The 14,695-nt window shown below is 73.1% G+C and carries 18 protein-coding genes; 5 read left to right on the top strand and 13 right to left on the bottom strand.

Going from position 1 to position 14,695, the window contains the following annotated elements; genetic code table 11:
* The 4 genes from Cch01nite_RS14680 to Cch01nite_RS14665 form a co-directional block, all read right to left on the bottom strand.
* The gene (locus Cch01nite_RS14680; RefSeq protein ID WP_203756894.1) at window positions 1–789 is read right to left on the bottom strand and encodes a cytochrome c biogenesis CcdA family protein; all 789 of its coding nucleotides are present in this window, start codon (window positions 787–789) and stop codon (window positions 1–3) included.
* A gap of 68 nt (window positions 790–857) precedes the next feature.
* Window positions 858–1,463 carry a TlpA family protein disulfide reductase gene (locus Cch01nite_RS14675; RefSeq protein ID WP_239070711.1) on the bottom strand — a complete coding sequence of 202 codons (606 nt, stop codon included), beginning with the start codon at window positions 1,461–1,463 and terminating at the stop codon, window positions 858–860.
* A gap of 7 nt (window positions 1,464–1,470) precedes the next feature.
* On the bottom strand, window positions 1,471–2,145 hold the full coding sequence (locus tag Cch01nite_RS14670; RefSeq protein ID WP_203756449.1) for a histidine phosphatase family protein: 675 nt from the start codon (window positions 2,143–2,145) through the stop codon (window positions 1,471–1,473).
* A gap of 49 nt (window positions 2,146–2,194) precedes the next feature.
* Window positions 2,195–2,728 (bottom strand): MarR family winged helix-turn-helix transcriptional regulator, encoded by a 534-nt coding sequence (locus Cch01nite_RS14665; protein WP_203756447.1) that lies wholly within the window; start codon window positions 2,726–2,728, stop codon window positions 2,195–2,197.
* Window positions 2,729–2,824: 96 nt separating this feature from the next.
* Between Cch01nite_RS14665 and Cch01nite_RS14660 the strand changes: the two genes are divergently transcribed.
* Window positions 2,825–3,385 (top strand): YceI family protein, encoded by a 561-nt coding sequence (locus Cch01nite_RS14660; protein ID WP_203756445.1) that lies wholly within the window; start codon window positions 2,825–2,827, stop codon window positions 3,383–3,385.
* A gap of 112 nt (window positions 3,386–3,497) precedes the next feature.
* Here Cch01nite_RS14660 and Cch01nite_RS14655 read toward each other — a convergent pair whose 3' ends face one another.
* Together Cch01nite_RS14655 and Cch01nite_RS14650 are read right to left on the bottom strand one after the other, a co-directional pair.
* Window positions 3,498–4,202, bottom strand: a complete 705-nt coding sequence (locus tag Cch01nite_RS14655; protein ID WP_239070607.1) for a redox-sensing transcriptional repressor Rex — start codon at window positions 4,200–4,202, stop codon at window positions 3,498–3,500.
* A 75-nt stretch (window positions 4,203–4,277) separates the two neighbouring features.
* Window positions 4,278–4,652 carry a glutaredoxin family protein gene (locus Cch01nite_RS14650; protein WP_308439306.1) on the bottom strand — a complete coding sequence of 125 codons (375 nt, stop codon included), beginning with the start codon at window positions 4,650–4,652 and terminating at the stop codon, window positions 4,278–4,280.
* Window positions 4,653–4,706: 54 nt separating this feature from the next.
* Here Cch01nite_RS14650 and Cch01nite_RS14645 point away from each other — a divergent pair, with 54 nt between their 5' ends.
* Together Cch01nite_RS14645 and Cch01nite_RS14640 are read left to right on the top strand one after the other, a co-directional pair.
* Complete coding sequence (locus Cch01nite_RS14645) at window positions 4,707–5,585, top strand: HAD family hydrolase (RefSeq protein WP_373309940.1); 879 nt, start codon at window positions 4,707–4,709, stop codon at window positions 5,583–5,585.
* 83 nt (window positions 5,586–5,668) lie between these two features.
* Complete coding sequence (locus Cch01nite_RS14640) at window positions 5,669–6,214, top strand: GNAT family N-acetyltransferase (protein ID WP_203756442.1); 546 nt, start codon at window positions 5,669–5,671, stop codon at window positions 6,212–6,214.
* 48 nt (window positions 6,215–6,262) lie between these two features.
* Here Cch01nite_RS14640 and Cch01nite_RS14635 read toward each other — a convergent pair whose 3' ends face one another.
* From Cch01nite_RS14635 to Cch01nite_RS14620, 4 genes are all read right to left on the bottom strand, one after another.
* Entirely contained in the window at window positions 6,263–6,361 is a 99-nt protein-coding gene (locus tag Cch01nite_RS14635; protein WP_003792170.1) for a 30S ribosomal protein bS22, read from the bottom strand.
* A gap of 231 nt (window positions 6,362–6,592) precedes the next feature.
* The gene (locus Cch01nite_RS14630; protein ID WP_203756440.1) at window positions 6,593–6,817 is read right to left on the bottom strand and encodes a helix-turn-helix domain-containing protein; all 225 of its coding nucleotides are present in this window, start codon (window positions 6,815–6,817) and stop codon (window positions 6,593–6,595) included.
* Between the two features lie 139 nt (window positions 6,818–6,956).
* Window positions 6,957–7,502 carry an NUDIX domain-containing protein gene (locus tag Cch01nite_RS14625; RefSeq protein WP_203756438.1) on the bottom strand — a complete coding sequence of 182 codons (546 nt, stop codon included), beginning with the start codon at window positions 7,500–7,502 and terminating at the stop codon, window positions 6,957–6,959.
* 42 nt (window positions 7,503–7,544) lie between these two features.
* The gene (locus Cch01nite_RS14620) at window positions 7,545–8,750 is read right to left on the bottom strand and encodes an acetoin utilization protein AcuC (RefSeq protein WP_203756437.1); all 1,206 of its coding nucleotides are present in this window, start codon (window positions 8,748–8,750) and stop codon (window positions 7,545–7,547) included.
* 126 nt (window positions 8,751–8,876) lie between these two features.
* Between Cch01nite_RS14620 and Cch01nite_RS14615 the strand changes: the two genes are divergently transcribed.
* Both Cch01nite_RS14615 and Cch01nite_RS14610 read left to right on the top strand, forming a co-directional pair.
* The gene (locus tag Cch01nite_RS14615) at window positions 8,877–10,253 is read left to right on the top strand and encodes a TrkH family potassium uptake protein (protein ID WP_203756436.1); all 1,377 of its coding nucleotides are present in this window, start codon (window positions 8,877–8,879) and stop codon (window positions 10,251–10,253) included.
* Window positions 10,246–10,950, top strand: coding sequence for a potassium channel family protein (locus Cch01nite_RS14610; protein WP_203756435.1), 705 nt, complete (start codon window positions 10,246–10,248; stop codon window positions 10,948–10,950). Before Cch01nite_RS14615 ends, Cch01nite_RS14610 begins: the two co-directional genes overlap by 8 nt.
* A 54-nt stretch (window positions 10,951–11,004) precedes the next feature.
* Here Cch01nite_RS14610 and yjfF read toward each other — a convergent pair whose 3' ends face one another.
* Genes yjfF through Cch01nite_RS14595 form a run of 3 tightly spaced genes read right to left on the bottom strand, consistent with a single transcriptional unit; the run spans window position 11,005 to window position 14,650 of the window.
* On the bottom strand, window positions 11,005–12,024 hold the full coding sequence (gene yjfF / locus Cch01nite_RS14605) for a galactofuranose ABC transporter, permease protein YjfF (protein WP_203756434.1): 1,020 nt from the start codon (window positions 12,022–12,024) through the stop codon (window positions 11,005–11,007).
* Window positions 12,024–13,058, bottom strand: a complete 1,035-nt coding sequence (locus tag Cch01nite_RS14600; protein ID WP_203756432.1) for an ABC transporter permease — start codon at window positions 13,056–13,058, stop codon at window positions 12,024–12,026. The genes yjfF and Cch01nite_RS14600 overlap by 1 nt, the downstream gene beginning before the upstream one ends.
* On the bottom strand, window positions 13,055–14,650 hold the full coding sequence (locus Cch01nite_RS14595; RefSeq protein WP_203756429.1) for a sugar ABC transporter ATP-binding protein: 1,596 nt from the start codon (window positions 14,648–14,650) through the stop codon (window positions 13,055–13,057). Before Cch01nite_RS14595 ends, Cch01nite_RS14600 begins: the two co-directional genes overlap by 4 nt.
* Window positions 14,651–14,695: the final 45 nt, after the last annotated feature.

Below are 14,695 nucleotides of genomic sequence, written 5' to 3'. Positions count from 1 at the left end.
TCACACCACCGGCACGAATCCGTCGGTGCCGGTCAGCCGGCCCTGCAGCCACGACGCCCACTCGGCCCAGACGCCGGTCACGAGCGCGAGGCCGAGCACGACGAGCATCGCACCGCCGAGCCGCATCATCGCGAGCCGGTGCCGGCGCAGGAACCCGAGCATCCGCGTGCTGCTCTCGACGCCGAGCGCGACGAGCAGGAACGGCAGGCCGAGGCCCACGCAGAACGCGACGGCGAGCAGCCCGCCGCGCAGCGCGGAGCCGTCGCCGAGCGACAGCGTGAGGATCGCCGCGAGCGTCGGGCCGATGCACGGCGTCCAGCCGAACCCGAACGTCACGCCCAGCAGCGGCGCGCCCCACAGCCCGGCGCGCGGCGCGAGGTGCAGGCGGCGCTCGTTCTGCAGGAACGGCACGAGCCCGAGGAACGCCAGACCCATGAGGATGACGACGACGCCGAGCACCCGCGTGACGGGGTCCTGCCAGCGGTGCAGCGCGCTGCCGAGCGACCCGGCGAGCACGCCGTAGACGACGAACACCGCTGTGAAGCCGGCGACGAACAGCGCGACGCCCGCGAGCACGCGGCTGCGGGCGGGCGCGGTGCGGACGGCGGTCGCGGTGCCGCCACCGGTCCGGGCGGCGGCCGACGCACCCGAGGCCGAGCGAGGCGCGGCCGACGTCGAGCCCGCCATGCCGCCGAGGTACCCGAGGTACCCGGGCACGAGCGGCAGGACGCACGGCGACGCGAACGAGACGAGGCCGGCGAGCAGCGCGACCGGGACGGCGAGCAGCATCGACCCGGACGTGACGGTCCGGCCGAACGCGTCGCCGGCGCCGGTGAGCAGCGCGGTCGCCGCGAGGTTCACGACGGCTGCTCCGCCAGCAGGTCGTCGACGATCGCCGACAGCGTGGACCCCTCGGCCAGGCCGAGGATCCGTGCGGCCACCCGGCCGTCGCGGTCGAGCACGACGGTGGTGGGGACGGCGTTGATCGGGACGGTGCCCTGCAGGTCGGCCACGGCGGCGCCGTCGCTGTCGGCGAGGCTCGGGTACGGCACCTCGAACTGCCGCTGGAACGCCTGGGCGGCGCCGGCGGCGTCGGTGCCGTTGATGCCGAGCACGTGCACGCCCTGGCCGTCGTACTGGTGCGCGAGCGCGACGAGGTCGGGGGCCTCCGCCCGGCACGGCGGGCAGTTCGCGTACCAGGTGTTGAGGACGACGACGTCGCCCTGCCAGTCGGCGGTGTCGACCGGGTTGCCGTCGAAGTCGGTCCCGGCGAGCTCGACGGGCCCCTTGCGGTCCGAAACCTTCCACGTCGTGGCGCTGCCGTCCCCGGACTGGTAGCCCTGGTCCGTGACGTCGTCCGGCGTGCGGGCGCCGTCGTCGCCCCCCGAGCAGGCCGCGAGCAGCCCGACGAGGGCGAGGCCCGCGACCAGAGCCGCAGACGCGCGCCGGCGAGGGTGTCGCAGCCGCACGTCAGGCCCCCGCGACCGTCGATGCGCCGGGCAGCAGCGCCGCGGCCGGCTGGGTGTAGGAGATCCGGACGAGCCGGTCGTCCTCGAACACCAGGCTCGTGAGGGACGCGACCGAGCACTGCCGCCGGCGGGGGTCGTGCCACAGCCGCCGTCCCTCGAGCGCGAGCCGCGTGACCCACACCGGGAGCTGGTGGCTGACGAGCACGGCCTCGTGGCCGCGGGCCGCCTCGCGTGCGGTGTCGACGGCGGCGAGCATCCGGTCGACCTGGTCGCGGTACGGCTCGCCCCACGACGGGCGGAACGGGTTGCGCAGGTAGGGCCAGTGGTTCGGGTGGCGCAGGGAGCCGTCGCCCACGCCGAACGTCATGCCCTGGAAGTGGTTGCCCGCCTCGATGAGGCGCTGGTCGGTGCCGACGGCCAGCCCGAACGCCGCGGCGATGGGCGCCGCGGTCTCCTGCGCACGCTGCAGGGGGGACGCGACGACGGCGACGACGTCACGCGGCGCACCGGGGGTCGCAGACGTGACGTCGGTCGCGCCCGCGAGATGGTCGGCGACCATGCGGGCCATCGCGTGCCCGCGCTCGGACAGGTGGTAGCCCGGGAGCCGTCCGTAGAGCACGCCCTCGGGGTTGTGCACCTCGCCGTGGCGCAGCAGGTGGATGGTGGTGGCGACCATAGGGGTCAGTCTCGCAGCCCGACCTGGGTGCTCCGGACGGATCGCGGGGTCACTCGGCGTGACACGGGCCACCCGTGAGATGCACCCGGACGGCGTCCATGGCCTCGCCGAGCGCGCGGAACTGCTCGTCGGTGAGGATGTCGACGAGGTGGTCGCGCACGGACTGCACGTGCCCGGGGGCGGCGGCGACGAGCACGTCCCACCCGTGGTCGGTCATCGTGCAGTTCACGCCGCGGGCGTCCTCGGTGCAGGCGGCACGGACGACGAGGCCGGACTGCTCCATGCGGCGGATGGTGTGCGTGAGCCGGCTGCGCGAGTGCGCGAGGTGGTCGGCGAGCTGCGCCATCCGCAGCGTGCGGCCGGGGCTCTCGGAGAGCCGCACGAGCACCTCGTACTCGTGGCTGGACAGCCCGGACTGCGCCTCCAGCTCGTGCGCGAGCACGTCGGCGAGACGTTGGGTGCCGACGAGGAAGGAACGCCAGAGCACCTGCTGCTCGGCGGTGAGCCACTGCACCGTCTCGGCCGTCACGGCTGTCGCGGCGGGGCGGCCGTCCAGGGCGGCGGCGGGCGTGGTGCTGGTCACGTCGAGTCCTCCAGGGGTTGCGCTGGTGCCGGAAGTCTAGTACAACTTTGAACTATCGAGATGGTTGATTGTTCAACGAACCTGACGGAGGACCACATGAGCACCACCACGACCGCACTCCCCACCGGCCTCACCACCGGCACCTGGGCCGTCGACGGCTCGCACACCGAGGCCGCGTTCACCGTCCGCCACGCCGGCATCTCGAAGGTCCGGGGCACGGTCGCGGTCACCGACGGCGCGATCACGGTCGGCGACGACCTGGCGAGCACGTCCGTCTCCGTCACGCTCGACCCCTCCACCGTCTCCACGGGCGACGCGAACCGCGACGGCCACCTCAAGAGCGGCGACTTCTTCGACGTCGAGAAGTTCGGGCAGTGGACGTTCGTCTCCACCGAGGTCCGCGAGGCCGGCAGCGAGTACGTCATCGCCGGCGACCTCACCATCCACGGCGTCACGCAGCCCGTCGAGCTCGCCACCGAGTTCAACGGCACCGCGGTCGACCCGTTCGGCAACACCCGCGCCGGCTTCGAGGCCAGCGTCACCATCTCCCGCAAGGACTTCGGCCTGACCTGGAACGCGGCCCTCGAGGCCGGCGGCGTCCTCGTCTCCGACAAGGTCGTGATCGCCCTCGACGTCTCGGCGATCCGCCAGGGCTGAGTGCCCGACCGGCGCCCAGCAGGGCCCTGACGCGAGGCCGCCACCTCCCCGACCGGGAGGTGGCGGCCTCGCGTGCGTCGTGGGCCCGCCCGCCCGGGACAGCAGCCCGGGGTCACGCCAGGGTCGCCGAGCGCCACTGGTCGTGGAACGCGAGGATCGCGAGCTCGGACGCCACGTCGACGGCCCGCACGTCCACCCCGTCGGGCACCCGCAGGGCACGCGGGGCGAACGTGAGGATCCCCCCGATGCCCGCCTCCACGAGCGCGTCGCACACCACCTGCGCACCCGCCGCGGGCGTCGCGATGACGCCGATGCTCGCGTCCGTCGTCGACACCAGCGACCGCAGCCCCTCGAACGGCTGGACCACCAGCCCCCCGACCGTCGTCCCGACCACCGCGGGGTCCGCGTCGACCAGACCGACCACCGCGAAGCCCCGCTCCGCGAACCCGGAGTAGTTCGCCAGCGCATGCCCCAGGTTCCCGATGCCGACGATGACCACGCGACGCTGCGTCGTCAGCCCGAGCACCGTGCCCACCTGCTCCGACAGGTGCGCGACGTCGTACCCGATCCCCCGCCGGCCGTACGAGCCGAGGAACGACAGGTCCTTGCGGAGCTGCGCGGGATTCACCCCGGCACGCCCGGCCAGCTCGTCGGACGACGTGAGGACGACACCCTCGGCCGCGAGCGCGTCGAGCGCCCGCAGGTACCCGGGCAGACGCACCACCGTCGACGGCGGCACCGGCCGGCCGTGCGCACCGCTGTGCCCACCGCCGTGCGCACCGCCGTGCGCACCGCCGTGCCCACCGCTGCGCTCCACCGATCGCCCAGGCTGGTTGTCCACATCGACCCCCGCACGCCGCCGCCGGTCCCGCACCGGACCGTGCAGGTCAGGTTAGGGGGTGCGAGGGTCGGCAGCCAGAGCCCGGCGCAGGCGATTCTCGTCGATCCGGAAGTACCCGCGCATCACGCCGTCCACCTCGACGACGGGCACCAGCTCACCCAGGTCGTCGCGCCGTGAGGGCGTCAGGGGCGCCGCCGGGTCGTCCACGTCGACCTCGACCCACGCGTCCCCGGTCTCGGCGCACACGCGCACCACGAGCGCCCGGGCCGCGTCGCACAGGTGGCACCCGGCGCGACCGAACAGCACGACCCTCGCGGCGGGCACCGCGGCGGGTGCTGCGGTGGTTGCCGCGGTGGGTCCTGCGGACGGTGCCGCGGCGGGTGCTGCGGTGGGCTCGGCAGTCGGTTCGGAGACGGGTTCGGGCACGTCACCACGGTAGGCGACGCGCTGGCGGGCCGTGACCCTCGTTACAGTGGCGGCGTGCGTCACACGACCGGCCCCGTGCGTCCCCCGTCCAGGGCGGCGGACGTCGTGGCCGTCGAGCACCAGCTCGTCCCCGCCGAGCCGGGCGGCCCACGGGTCGGGGCGTTCTTCGACGTCGACAACACGATCATCCGCGGAGCCAGCGCGTTCCACCTGGCCGTCGGCCTGTACCGGCGCGGGTTCTTCCGCAAGCGGGACATCCTCGAGTTCGCGGTGCACCAGCTCCGGTACCGCACGTTCGGCGAGAACAAGGCGCAGATCGACGAGCTCCGCAGCCGCGCCCTCGCGATCATGACCGGGCACTCCGTCGCCGAGGTCACCGCCGTCGCCGAGGACGTGTACGACGAGGTGCTGTGCCTGCGCATCTACCCCGGCACCCAGGCCCTGCTCGACGCGCACGTCGCCGCCGGTCACGAGGTCTGGCTCGTCACCGCGACGCCCGTGGAGATCGGCGAGCTGCTCGCCCGGCGGCTCGGGGTCACGGGGGCGCTCGGCACCGTCGCGGAGCACGCCGACGGCTACTACACCGGCCGGCTCGTCGGCGACATGCTGCACGGCACCGCGAAGGCCGCGGCCGTCCGGCAGATCGCCGAGCGGCACGACATCGACCTCGAGCACTCCTACGCGTACGGCGACTCGACGAACGACGTGCCGATCCTGTCCGAGGTCGGCCACCCGTGCGCGATCAACCCCGACCGGCGGCTGCGCCACCACGCGGCCGAGGTGGGCTGGCCCGTCCGGGAGTTCCGCGGCGGCCACCGGCGCGCCACCGCGAACCGGCACGCCGTCAACGTCGCAGGCCTCGCGGGGCTCGCGTGGGCGCTCGGGATCGTCGTCCGCATCATCCGGCGGTCCCTGCGCAACCGCCTGCGCTGACAGCCGCGCAGCCGACCGCCGTCGTCCCGCGCACGGCCCGGTCCGAGGTCCGGGCTCGCGACGGCCGACCGTATGCTGCCCGGATGCCGCTCCGCACCCGCCCAGCGACCACCACCGACGTCGAGCCGCTCGCCGAGCTCGCCGCGATCACCTTCCCCCTGGCGTGCCCGCCGGGGTCGACCGCCGCCGACCAGCAGCAGTTCGTCGCGACCGTCCTGTCCCCCGCGCGGTTCACCGAGTACCTCGCGGACCCCGCTCGCGCGCTGCTCGTGGCCGTCGACGACGAGGGCACCGACCCCGCCGCGCTGCTCGGCTACACGATGCTCGTCGAGGGCGAGCCCACCGACGACGACGTGCGCGTCGCCCTCACGATCCACCCCACGATCGAGCTGTCGAAGTGCTACGTGCACCCGGACCACCACGGGTCCGGCGTCGCCCACCGCCTGATGGCCGCGTCCCTCGACGTCGCCCGCGACCGGGGTGCGCACGGGATGTGGCTGGGCGTCAACCAGCAGAACGCGCGTGCGCAGGCGTTCTACACGCGCTCGGGGTTCGCCGTGGTCGGCACGAAGCACTTCACGGTCGGCAGCAGGCTCGAGGACGACTTCGTCCTCGAGCGCCCGCTCTGAGCGGTCCCCGACACACGTCGGGCCCGGCATCAGCCGGGCCCGATCGGGTCACTTCTTGTTGCGGCGCTGGTGGCGCGTCTTGCGAAGAAGCTTGCGGTGCTTCTTCTTGGCCATCCGCTTGCGGCGCTTCTTGATGACGGAGCCCATGGGTCCTCACTCGCTTCCGGTGGAGGCCCGGTCACGGGCCCTGCCTGCTGGTGGTCGATCGACGCGGGGGCGCCGAGGGCCAGGAGGCTGGCTGTTCGACGGAGTCGCCCACGCACGGAGAAAGTCCGAGGCCCTACCTTACGCGATCGACGGGTGTGACCGCGACGCGCCCTCGACCGTCGCTCGCTCGGGCCGCTCACTGGCCGCTGGCCGGCCGCCCGCGAGGACTGCTCACGACGAGCGGCGCTGCTCCCCGGTGGCGGGAGGCTCGACGGTCATCGACGTGGCGAGGTAGTGGTCGAGCGCGTCCTGCGGGACGCGGAACGAGCGGCCGACGCGGACGGCGGGCAGCTCGCCGGAGTGCACGAGCCGGTAGACGGTCATCTTCGACACCCGCATCACGTCGGCGACCTCCACGACCGTGAGGTATCGCGTGCGGCCCGGCTGGTCGCTCATCGCTCGGCTCTTCCGTTCTGTCCGGCTGGCGCGTCGGACTCGCGCACCCGGCGACGGGGTGCCGAACCACACTAGTGGCGCGTGGGACTGGTGTGAAAGAGGAGACAGGTGGGACGTCCTCCGTCCAGCGCAACCGACGTCAGGCGACCCGGCCCAGCGCGAGCAGCGCGAACATCAGCGCCGCGACCGTCTCCCCGTCCGTGATGCCGCCGGACCGCACGAGCCCGAGGACGTCGGCGACCGGGACCGCGCGGACCTCCGAGATGCCCTCCTCGGCCTGCGTCGCGCCGTCGTCGGGCCCGACGCGCGTGAGCCCGCGGGCGAGGAACACGGTCTCGGGCGCACGGCAGATGCCGTTGAGCGCGTCCATCGTGCCGACCACCTGCCACGACGAGGCCGCGTAGCCGGTCTCCTCGAGCAGCTCGCGCCGCGCGGCGACCTCCGCGTCCTGCCCGTCCGTGCCGCCCGCCGGGACCTCGACCGACGTGCCGACGGTGTGCCGGTCGACCGTGACGAGCAGGACCTCGTCGTCGTCGGTGAGCGCGACGACGAAGACCGACGGGTGCCGGACGGTGAGGACCCCGTACACCCCCGACCCGCCGTCCGGGCGGACCACGGTGTCCTCGACCACCTCGATCCACGGGTTCTCGTACACGGTGCGGGACGCGGTGACCGGCCAGGGCATGGCGCGATCCTGTCACGCCCGGCGCCGCGCACCGGCGGGGGGTCAGTCGTGGTCGGCGTCGAGGCCCAGCGCGGGGAACACGGCCAGACGGGTCGCGCGGATGGCCCGGTCGACGTCGCTGGACGGGTCGTAGCCGGCGGACCACGGGCTGAACGACGGCTCCCGCCCGTCGGTCATGCGGGCCGGGCCCTGCCGCCCGTAGCGGTCCCGGAGGAGGTCGCGGTACGACTCGGGCACCTCGGTCTCCGGAGGCACCGGGCGGTGCGTGGCGACGCCGAGCAGGTGGGTCCACGACCGGGGCACCACGTCGAGCACCGCGTACCCGCCGCCGCCGAGCGCGACCCACCGGCCGCCCGCGACCTCGTGGGCGAGGTCGTGCACGAGGTCCGCCGCCATGCGCTGGGCGTCGACCGAGACCCGCAGGTGGGTCAGGGGGTCCATCGTGTGCGCGTCGCAGCCGTGCTGCGTGACGAGGACGTCGGGGCGGAACGCGCGCACCACCGGCGGGACGACCGCGTCGAGCGCCCGGAGCCAGCCCGCGTCGCCGGTGCCCGACGGCAGCGGGACGTTGACGGCGGTGCCGGGTGCGCCCGGACCGCCGGTCTCCCGGGCGTGGCCGGTGCCGGGGAACAGGGCCTGCCCGGTCTCGTGCAGCGACACCGTGAGCACGCGCGGGTCGTCCCAGAACACCGCCTGCACGCCGTCGCCGTGGTGCGCGTCCACGTCGACGTACACGACGCGCTCCGCACCGGCGGCGAGCAGCGACCTGATCGCGACGGCCGCGTCGTTGTACACGCAGAACCCGGAGGCCGCTCCCGGCATGGCGTGGTGCAGGCCGCCGGCGATGTTCACCGCGTGCTCCGCCCGGCCCTCCCAGACGGCCAGCGCCGAGTCGACCGACCCCTGCACGACCCGTGCGGCGGCCTCGTGCATGTGCGGGAAGACGGGGTCGTCGCTCGTGCCCAGGCCCCGCGAGAGGTCGGACGTGCCGTGGTCCGCCGCGGCGTGCACCGCCGCGACGTAGGCGGGCTCGTGGACGGTCTCGATGAGGGCGTCGGGCGCGGGGTCCGAGCCCACCAGCTCGACGTCGGGGTGGCCGAACAGCCCGAGGTCGCCGGCGAGCCGCATCGTGAGCTCGATCCGCTCGGACGTCATGGGGTGTCCGTGGCCGAAGTCGTAGCCGAGCATCTCGGGGGACCACACGACGCGCACCGGCGCCGACGAGCCACGCTCCCCCGGCGAGTTCATGGGCCCACCGTGGCATCCCGCGGGCGGGCTGTCGATCCTGCACCTGGACGGCTGTGTCGTCCCCCGCGGCAGGTCGTGCCAGAGTTGACCCGTCCGGCGGGGGCCGGCCGGGTCGATGGAGGTGTGATGGCGCGCGGTGGCCCAGGCGTCAGCTGGCATGCCCGAGAGCTGGTCGACCGGCTCGCGCGGCAGTCGCCCGCACGGCTCGCCGTCGGGGTGTTCGGCGGCGTCATCGCGATCATCACGATGCTGCTGCTCGCCCCGTGGGCGACGGCCGAGGGCACCCCGGCGCCGTTCGTCGACGCCCTGTTCACGGCGACGTCCGCCACGACCGTCACCGGGCTCGTGACGGTCCCGACCGGCTCGTACTGGTCGACGTGGGGGCTCGTCGTCATCCTCGTCGCGATCCAGATCGGCGGCCTCGGCGTCATGACGCTCGCGTCGCTGCTCGGCATGGCGGTGTCCCGGCGGATCGGCCTCACGCAGCGGCTGCTCGTCTCCTCCGAGACGAAGACGACGCGGCTCGGCGAGGTCGGCTCGCTGGTCCGGACCGTCATCCTCACGTCGGTGATCCTCGAGGTGACGATCGCGCTGATCCTGTTCCCGCGCTTCCGGCTCGACGGCGAGTCCTGGGGCACCGCGGCGTGGCACTCGGGGTTCTACTCGATCTCGGCGTTCAACAACGCCGGGTTCGTGCCCACCGTCGACGGGCTCGAGCCGTACGCGTCCGACTGGTGGGTGCTGATGCCCATCATCGTCGGCGTGTTCGTCGGCTCGCTCGGGTTCCCCGTGATCCTCAACGTCGGCGCCCGCCTCCGCGAGGCGCGGCGGTGGAACCTGCACTCCAAGCTCACGATCACCACGAGCCTCGCGCTCGTCGTCGCCGGCTCCGTCCTCGTCGCCGCGTTCGAGTGGACCAACCCGCGGACGTTCGCACCGCTCGGACCCAGCGCGACCGCGCTCGCGTCGCTGTTCGCCGGCGTCATGCCGCGGTCCGGCGGGTTCTCGACGGTCGACATCGGCGACATGCACGAGGGCACGTGGCTGCTCATGGACGCGCTCATGTTCGTCGGCGGCGGCTCCGCGTCGACGGCCGGCGGCATCAAGGTCACGACGCTCGCGGTGATGCTGCTCGCGATCGTCGCGGAGTCCCGCGGCGACCGGGACGTCGAGGCCTACGGGCGGCGCGTCCCCCGTGAGGCGCTGCAGGTCGCGATCGCGGTCTCGCTGATCTCCGCCACCCTGGTGCTCGTCTCGTCGCTGCTCCTGCTGGCCATGACGGGCGAGACCCTGGACCGGGTCCTGTTCGAGGTGATCTCCGCGTTCGGCACCTGCGGCCTGTCCACCGGGCTGACCCCGGAGCTGCCGACCGCGGCGAAGTACGTACTGTCCGTCCTGATGTTCGTCGGCCGGACCGGCACGATGACGCTTGCCGCCGCCCTGGCGCTGCGCAACCGTCGTCGGGTCATCCGGTACCCGGAAGAGAGGCCGATCATTGGCTGACACCCTGCGGGACGCGAGCGGCACGCACAACGCGCCGCGCACGCCCAAGAAGGACAACGGCGTCCTCGTGATCGGCCTCGGCCGGTTCGGCTCCGCCATCGCCGCGACGCTCGACCGGCTCGGCCAGGACGTGCTCGCCGTCGAGCGCAGCCCTGAGCTCGTCGCCCAGTGGGCCGGTCGGATCGCGCTCGTCGAGGCGGACGCGACCAACCCCGAGGCGCTCGAGCAGCTCGGCGCGCGGGAGTTCCCCGTGGCGGTGGTCGGCGTCGGGTCCTACCTCGAGGCGTCCGTGCTGATCACCGGCAACCTCGTGGACATCGGCGTGCCGCAGATCTGGGCGAAGGCCATCAGCTCCGAGCACGCGCGGATCCTGCAGCGGATCGGCGCGCACCACGTGGTCCTCCCCGAGGCCGACGCGGGGTCGCGGGTCGCGCACCTGGTGTCCGGCAAGCTGCTCGACTACATCGAGGTGGAGGACGGGTTCACGGTCGTGAAGATGCGGCCGCCGAAGGAGATCCAGGGGTTCACGCTGGCGCAGTCGAACATCCGGCAGCGCTACGGGGTGACCGTCATCGGCGTGAAGAGCCCCGGGGTCGACTTCGTCTACGCGACGCCCGCGACCCGCATCTCGGCGAGCGACCTCATCATCGTGTCCGGCCACGCCGAGCTGCTCGAGCGGTTCGCGGCCCGACCCTGAGCGGGCGCCGGTCGGCCCTGGGCGGTCAGCCGCCCAGGGCCGGGCCGGGCCGGGTCATCGTCGGCGCAGCACCAGCAGCCGCTGCAGGACGACGAACACGAGCAGCAGCGCGCCGATGACGATCTTGGTCCACCAGGAGCTGAGGGTGCCCTGGAACGTGATGATCGTCTGGATGAGGCCGAGCACGGCGACGCCGAGCACCGACCCGAGGACGAACCCGGAACCGCCGGTGAGCAGCGTGCCGCCGATGACCACCGCGGCGATCGCGTCGAGCTCCATGCCGACGCCCGTGAGCGAGTAGCCGGAGCGGGAGAAGATCGCGAACAGCAGGCCGCCGAGGCCCGCGCACGTGCCGCTGATGACGTACACGAGCACCTTCGTGCGGGCCACGGGCAGGCCCATGAGCCGCGCGGACTGCTCGCTGCCGCCGATCGCGTACACGGTCCGGCCGAAGCGCGTGTAGTGCAGCACGACGAACGCGATCGCCACCACGGCCAGCGCGATCACGCCGCTCGGGGTGATGACCAGGCCGTCGTCGGTCCCCCACCGCGTCTGCGACAGCTTCACGATCGTCGGGTCCGTGATCGGGATGGACTCCGGCGCCACGAGGTAGCACAGGCCGCGGGCGAGGAACATCGCCGCGAGCGTCGCGATGAACGGCTGTATCTCGAACACGTGCACCATGACGCCGACCACGAGGCCGACCAGCGTGCCGACGAGCACGCACACCGGGATGGTGATGCCGGCGGACCACCCGTGCGTGAACATCCACGCCGAGATGCACCCCGACAGGGCCACGACAGCGCCGACGGACAGGTCGATGCCGCCGGTGAGGATCACGAACGTCATCCCGACCGCGAGGACCACGAGGAACGAGTTGTTGATCAGGACGTTCGCCATGACCCGGCCGGTGAGGAAGTTCTCGTACCGGGAGCCGCCGACGGCGAGCATCACGGCGAGCACCACGACCGTGCCGAGCACGGGCTGGTAGCGGGCGTCGATCCGCCACCTCGTCCGCGGTGCCGGGGCGGCCGTCCCGGAGGACCGGGTGGGCGTGAGCTGGTCGGTCGCCATCAGGCCGGCACCTCCACGGGGACGGGCGCGACGCGACGTCGTCGGCTGCGCATCCGGTGCTGCACCACCGGCGACTGCAGGAGGCAGACCGCGATGACGACGAGCGCCTTGAACAGGGACACGGCGTTCACGGGGATGCCGAGGATCGTGATGGACAGCGTGAGCGTGGTGATGACGAGGCTGCCCACGAGGGTGCCGGTGAGCGAGAACTTCCCGCCCGCCAGCGACGTGCCGCCGATGACGACCGCGAGGATCGCGTCGAGCTCGATGAACAGGCCGGCGTTGTTCGAGTCGGCCGCCATGATGTCCGAGCTCTTGATGAACCCCGCGATGCACGCGAACGCCGCGCAGATGACGTAGACGGTCCAGATGATCGTCCGCGCCCGGACACCCGCGAGCCGGGACGCCGACGGGTTGATGCCGACGGACTCGATGAGCACGCCCAGGGCGGTGCGGCGGGTCAGGAGGGCCGTCACGCCGAAGACGAACGCCGCGATGAGCGCCGCCACGGGCAGACCCAGCCAGTACCCGGAGGCGATCGTCTTGTACGGGGCGGACGTCACGGTGGTGATCTGGCCGCCCGTGATGAGCATCGCGATGCCGCGCCCGGCCGTCATGAAGATCAGGGTCGCGACGATCGGTTGGATGCCGACCACCGCCACCAGGAACCCGTTGAACACGCCCACCGCGAGGGCGACGGCGAGGGCGGTCGCCATGGCGAGCAGGACCGTGCTGAGCGCCCCGGGGTCGGGCGACGCCGCGATCTGCGACAGCGCCACCGCACCGGCGATGGCCATCACGGCACCGACGGACAGGTCGATGCCCCGCGTCGCGATGACGAGGGTCATGCCCAGCGCCACGAGCAGCAGCACCGACGAGCGGCGCAGGATGTCGACCGGGCCGCCGAACAGGTGCCCGTCGCGGACGGTGACCTCGAGGAAGGCAGGTGACTTGAGCGCGCTCGCGACGAGCAGCAGCACGAGGGCGACGAGGGGCCAGAACAGCCGGTGACGTGCGATCGCACCGAGGTTCATGCGTCCTGCCCTCCGCTCGCGATGAGGTCCACGACGTCGTCGGTCGTGACGTCGTCGCCGTTGACGAGCTCGCCGATCTTGCGCCGGTCGCGCATCACCGCGATCCGGTGCGACAGCCGCAGCACCTCCTCGAGCTCCGCGGAGATGAACACGACGGCCATGCCCTGCTCGGCGAGCTCCGCGACGAGCCGCTGGATCTCGGCCTTCGCGCCGACGTCGATGCCGCGCGTCGGCTCGTCGAGCAGCAGCAGCCGCGGCTGGGTGGCGAGCCACCGGGCCAGCAGGACCTTCTGCTGGTTGCCGCCCGAGAGGTTGCCCGCGATGGCATCGGGGTCCGCCGGCCGGATGCCGAGCTGCTCGACGTACTGCGCGACGACCTCGTCGGCCTTGCGCTGCGGGATCCGGCGCAGCCAGCCGCGCTCGGCCTGCAGGCCCAGCACGATGTTCTCGCGCACCGTGAGGTCGCCGATGATGCCCTCGGTCTTGCGGCTCTCCGAGGAGTAGACGATGCGCCGCGCGAGGGCGGCGCGGGGCGTGCGCAGCCTGGTGGGCTGCCCCTCCACCCGCAGCTCGCCGACGTCCGAGCGGTCCGCGCCGTAAAGCAGGCGCGCGAGCTCCGTGCGGCCCGAGCCGAGCAGGCCCGCGAGGCCGACGACCTCGCCCGGGTACACGTCGAGGTCGAACGGCTCGATCGACCCCTTGCGACCCAGCCCGAGGGCCTGCACGTACGGCTGCACCCCGCGCTCGGCGGCGACCCGCTTCGGGGCCTCCTCGAGCTGTTCGAGGACCTCCAGCGAGCGGCCGATCATCTTCTGCACGAGCTCGACGCGCGGCAGGTCCGCCGTGCGGTACTCCCCCACGAGCGTCCCGTTGCGCAGCACCGTCATCCGGTCGCTGATCGCGTACACCTGCTCCAGGAAGTGCGACACGAACAGGATCGCGACGCCGCGCCCGCGCAGGTCACGGACCACGGCGAAGAGCCGTTCCACCTCGTCGACGTCGAGGCTGGAGGTCGGCTCGTCGAGGATGAGCACGCGGGCGTCGACGACCATCGCGCGGCAGATCGCGACGAGCTGCTGGACGGCCAGCGAGTGGCTCGACAGCGTCGACGCCGGGTCGATGTCGAGGTTGAGCGCCCGGAGGTGCTCGCGGGCGGCCCTGCGGGTGCCCCGGAAGTCCACGAGCCCGGCCCGGCGCACCTCGTGGCCGAGCATGACGTTCTCCGCGACCGAGAGGTTGTCGCAGAGGTTGACCTCCTGGTACACGGTGCTGATGCCCGCGGCCTGGGCCTGCGCAGGCCCGGCGAACGTGCGCGCGGTGCCGTCGACGACGATCGTCCCGGCGTCGACCGCGTACACGCCCGTGAGCGCCTTGATGAGGGTGGACTTGCCGGCGCCGTTCTCGCCCATGAGCGCGTGCACCTCGCCCGGGAACAGGCGCAGGTCGACGCCGTCGAGCGCCTTGACGCCCGGGAACGTGACGGTGATGCCGGTCATCGCGACGACCGGCTCGCGGTCACGCGCGTCAGGCCGGTCTGGCTCGCCGGGCTGGTCCGGCTGGTCTGGGGGGATGGCGGTGGGGCTGGTGGTCATCGTCGACCTCTCGGACCGGAGGGACACCCCCGGGGTGCCGACCGC

It is taken from the genome of Cellulomonas chitinilytica (genome assembly GCF_016862675.1).
GTDB classification, from domain to species: domain Bacteria; phylum Actinomycetota; class Actinomycetes; order Actinomycetales; family Cellulomonadaceae; genus Cellulomonas; species Cellulomonas chitinilytica.
This window is presented reverse-complemented; position numbering and strand designations above follow the sequence as displayed.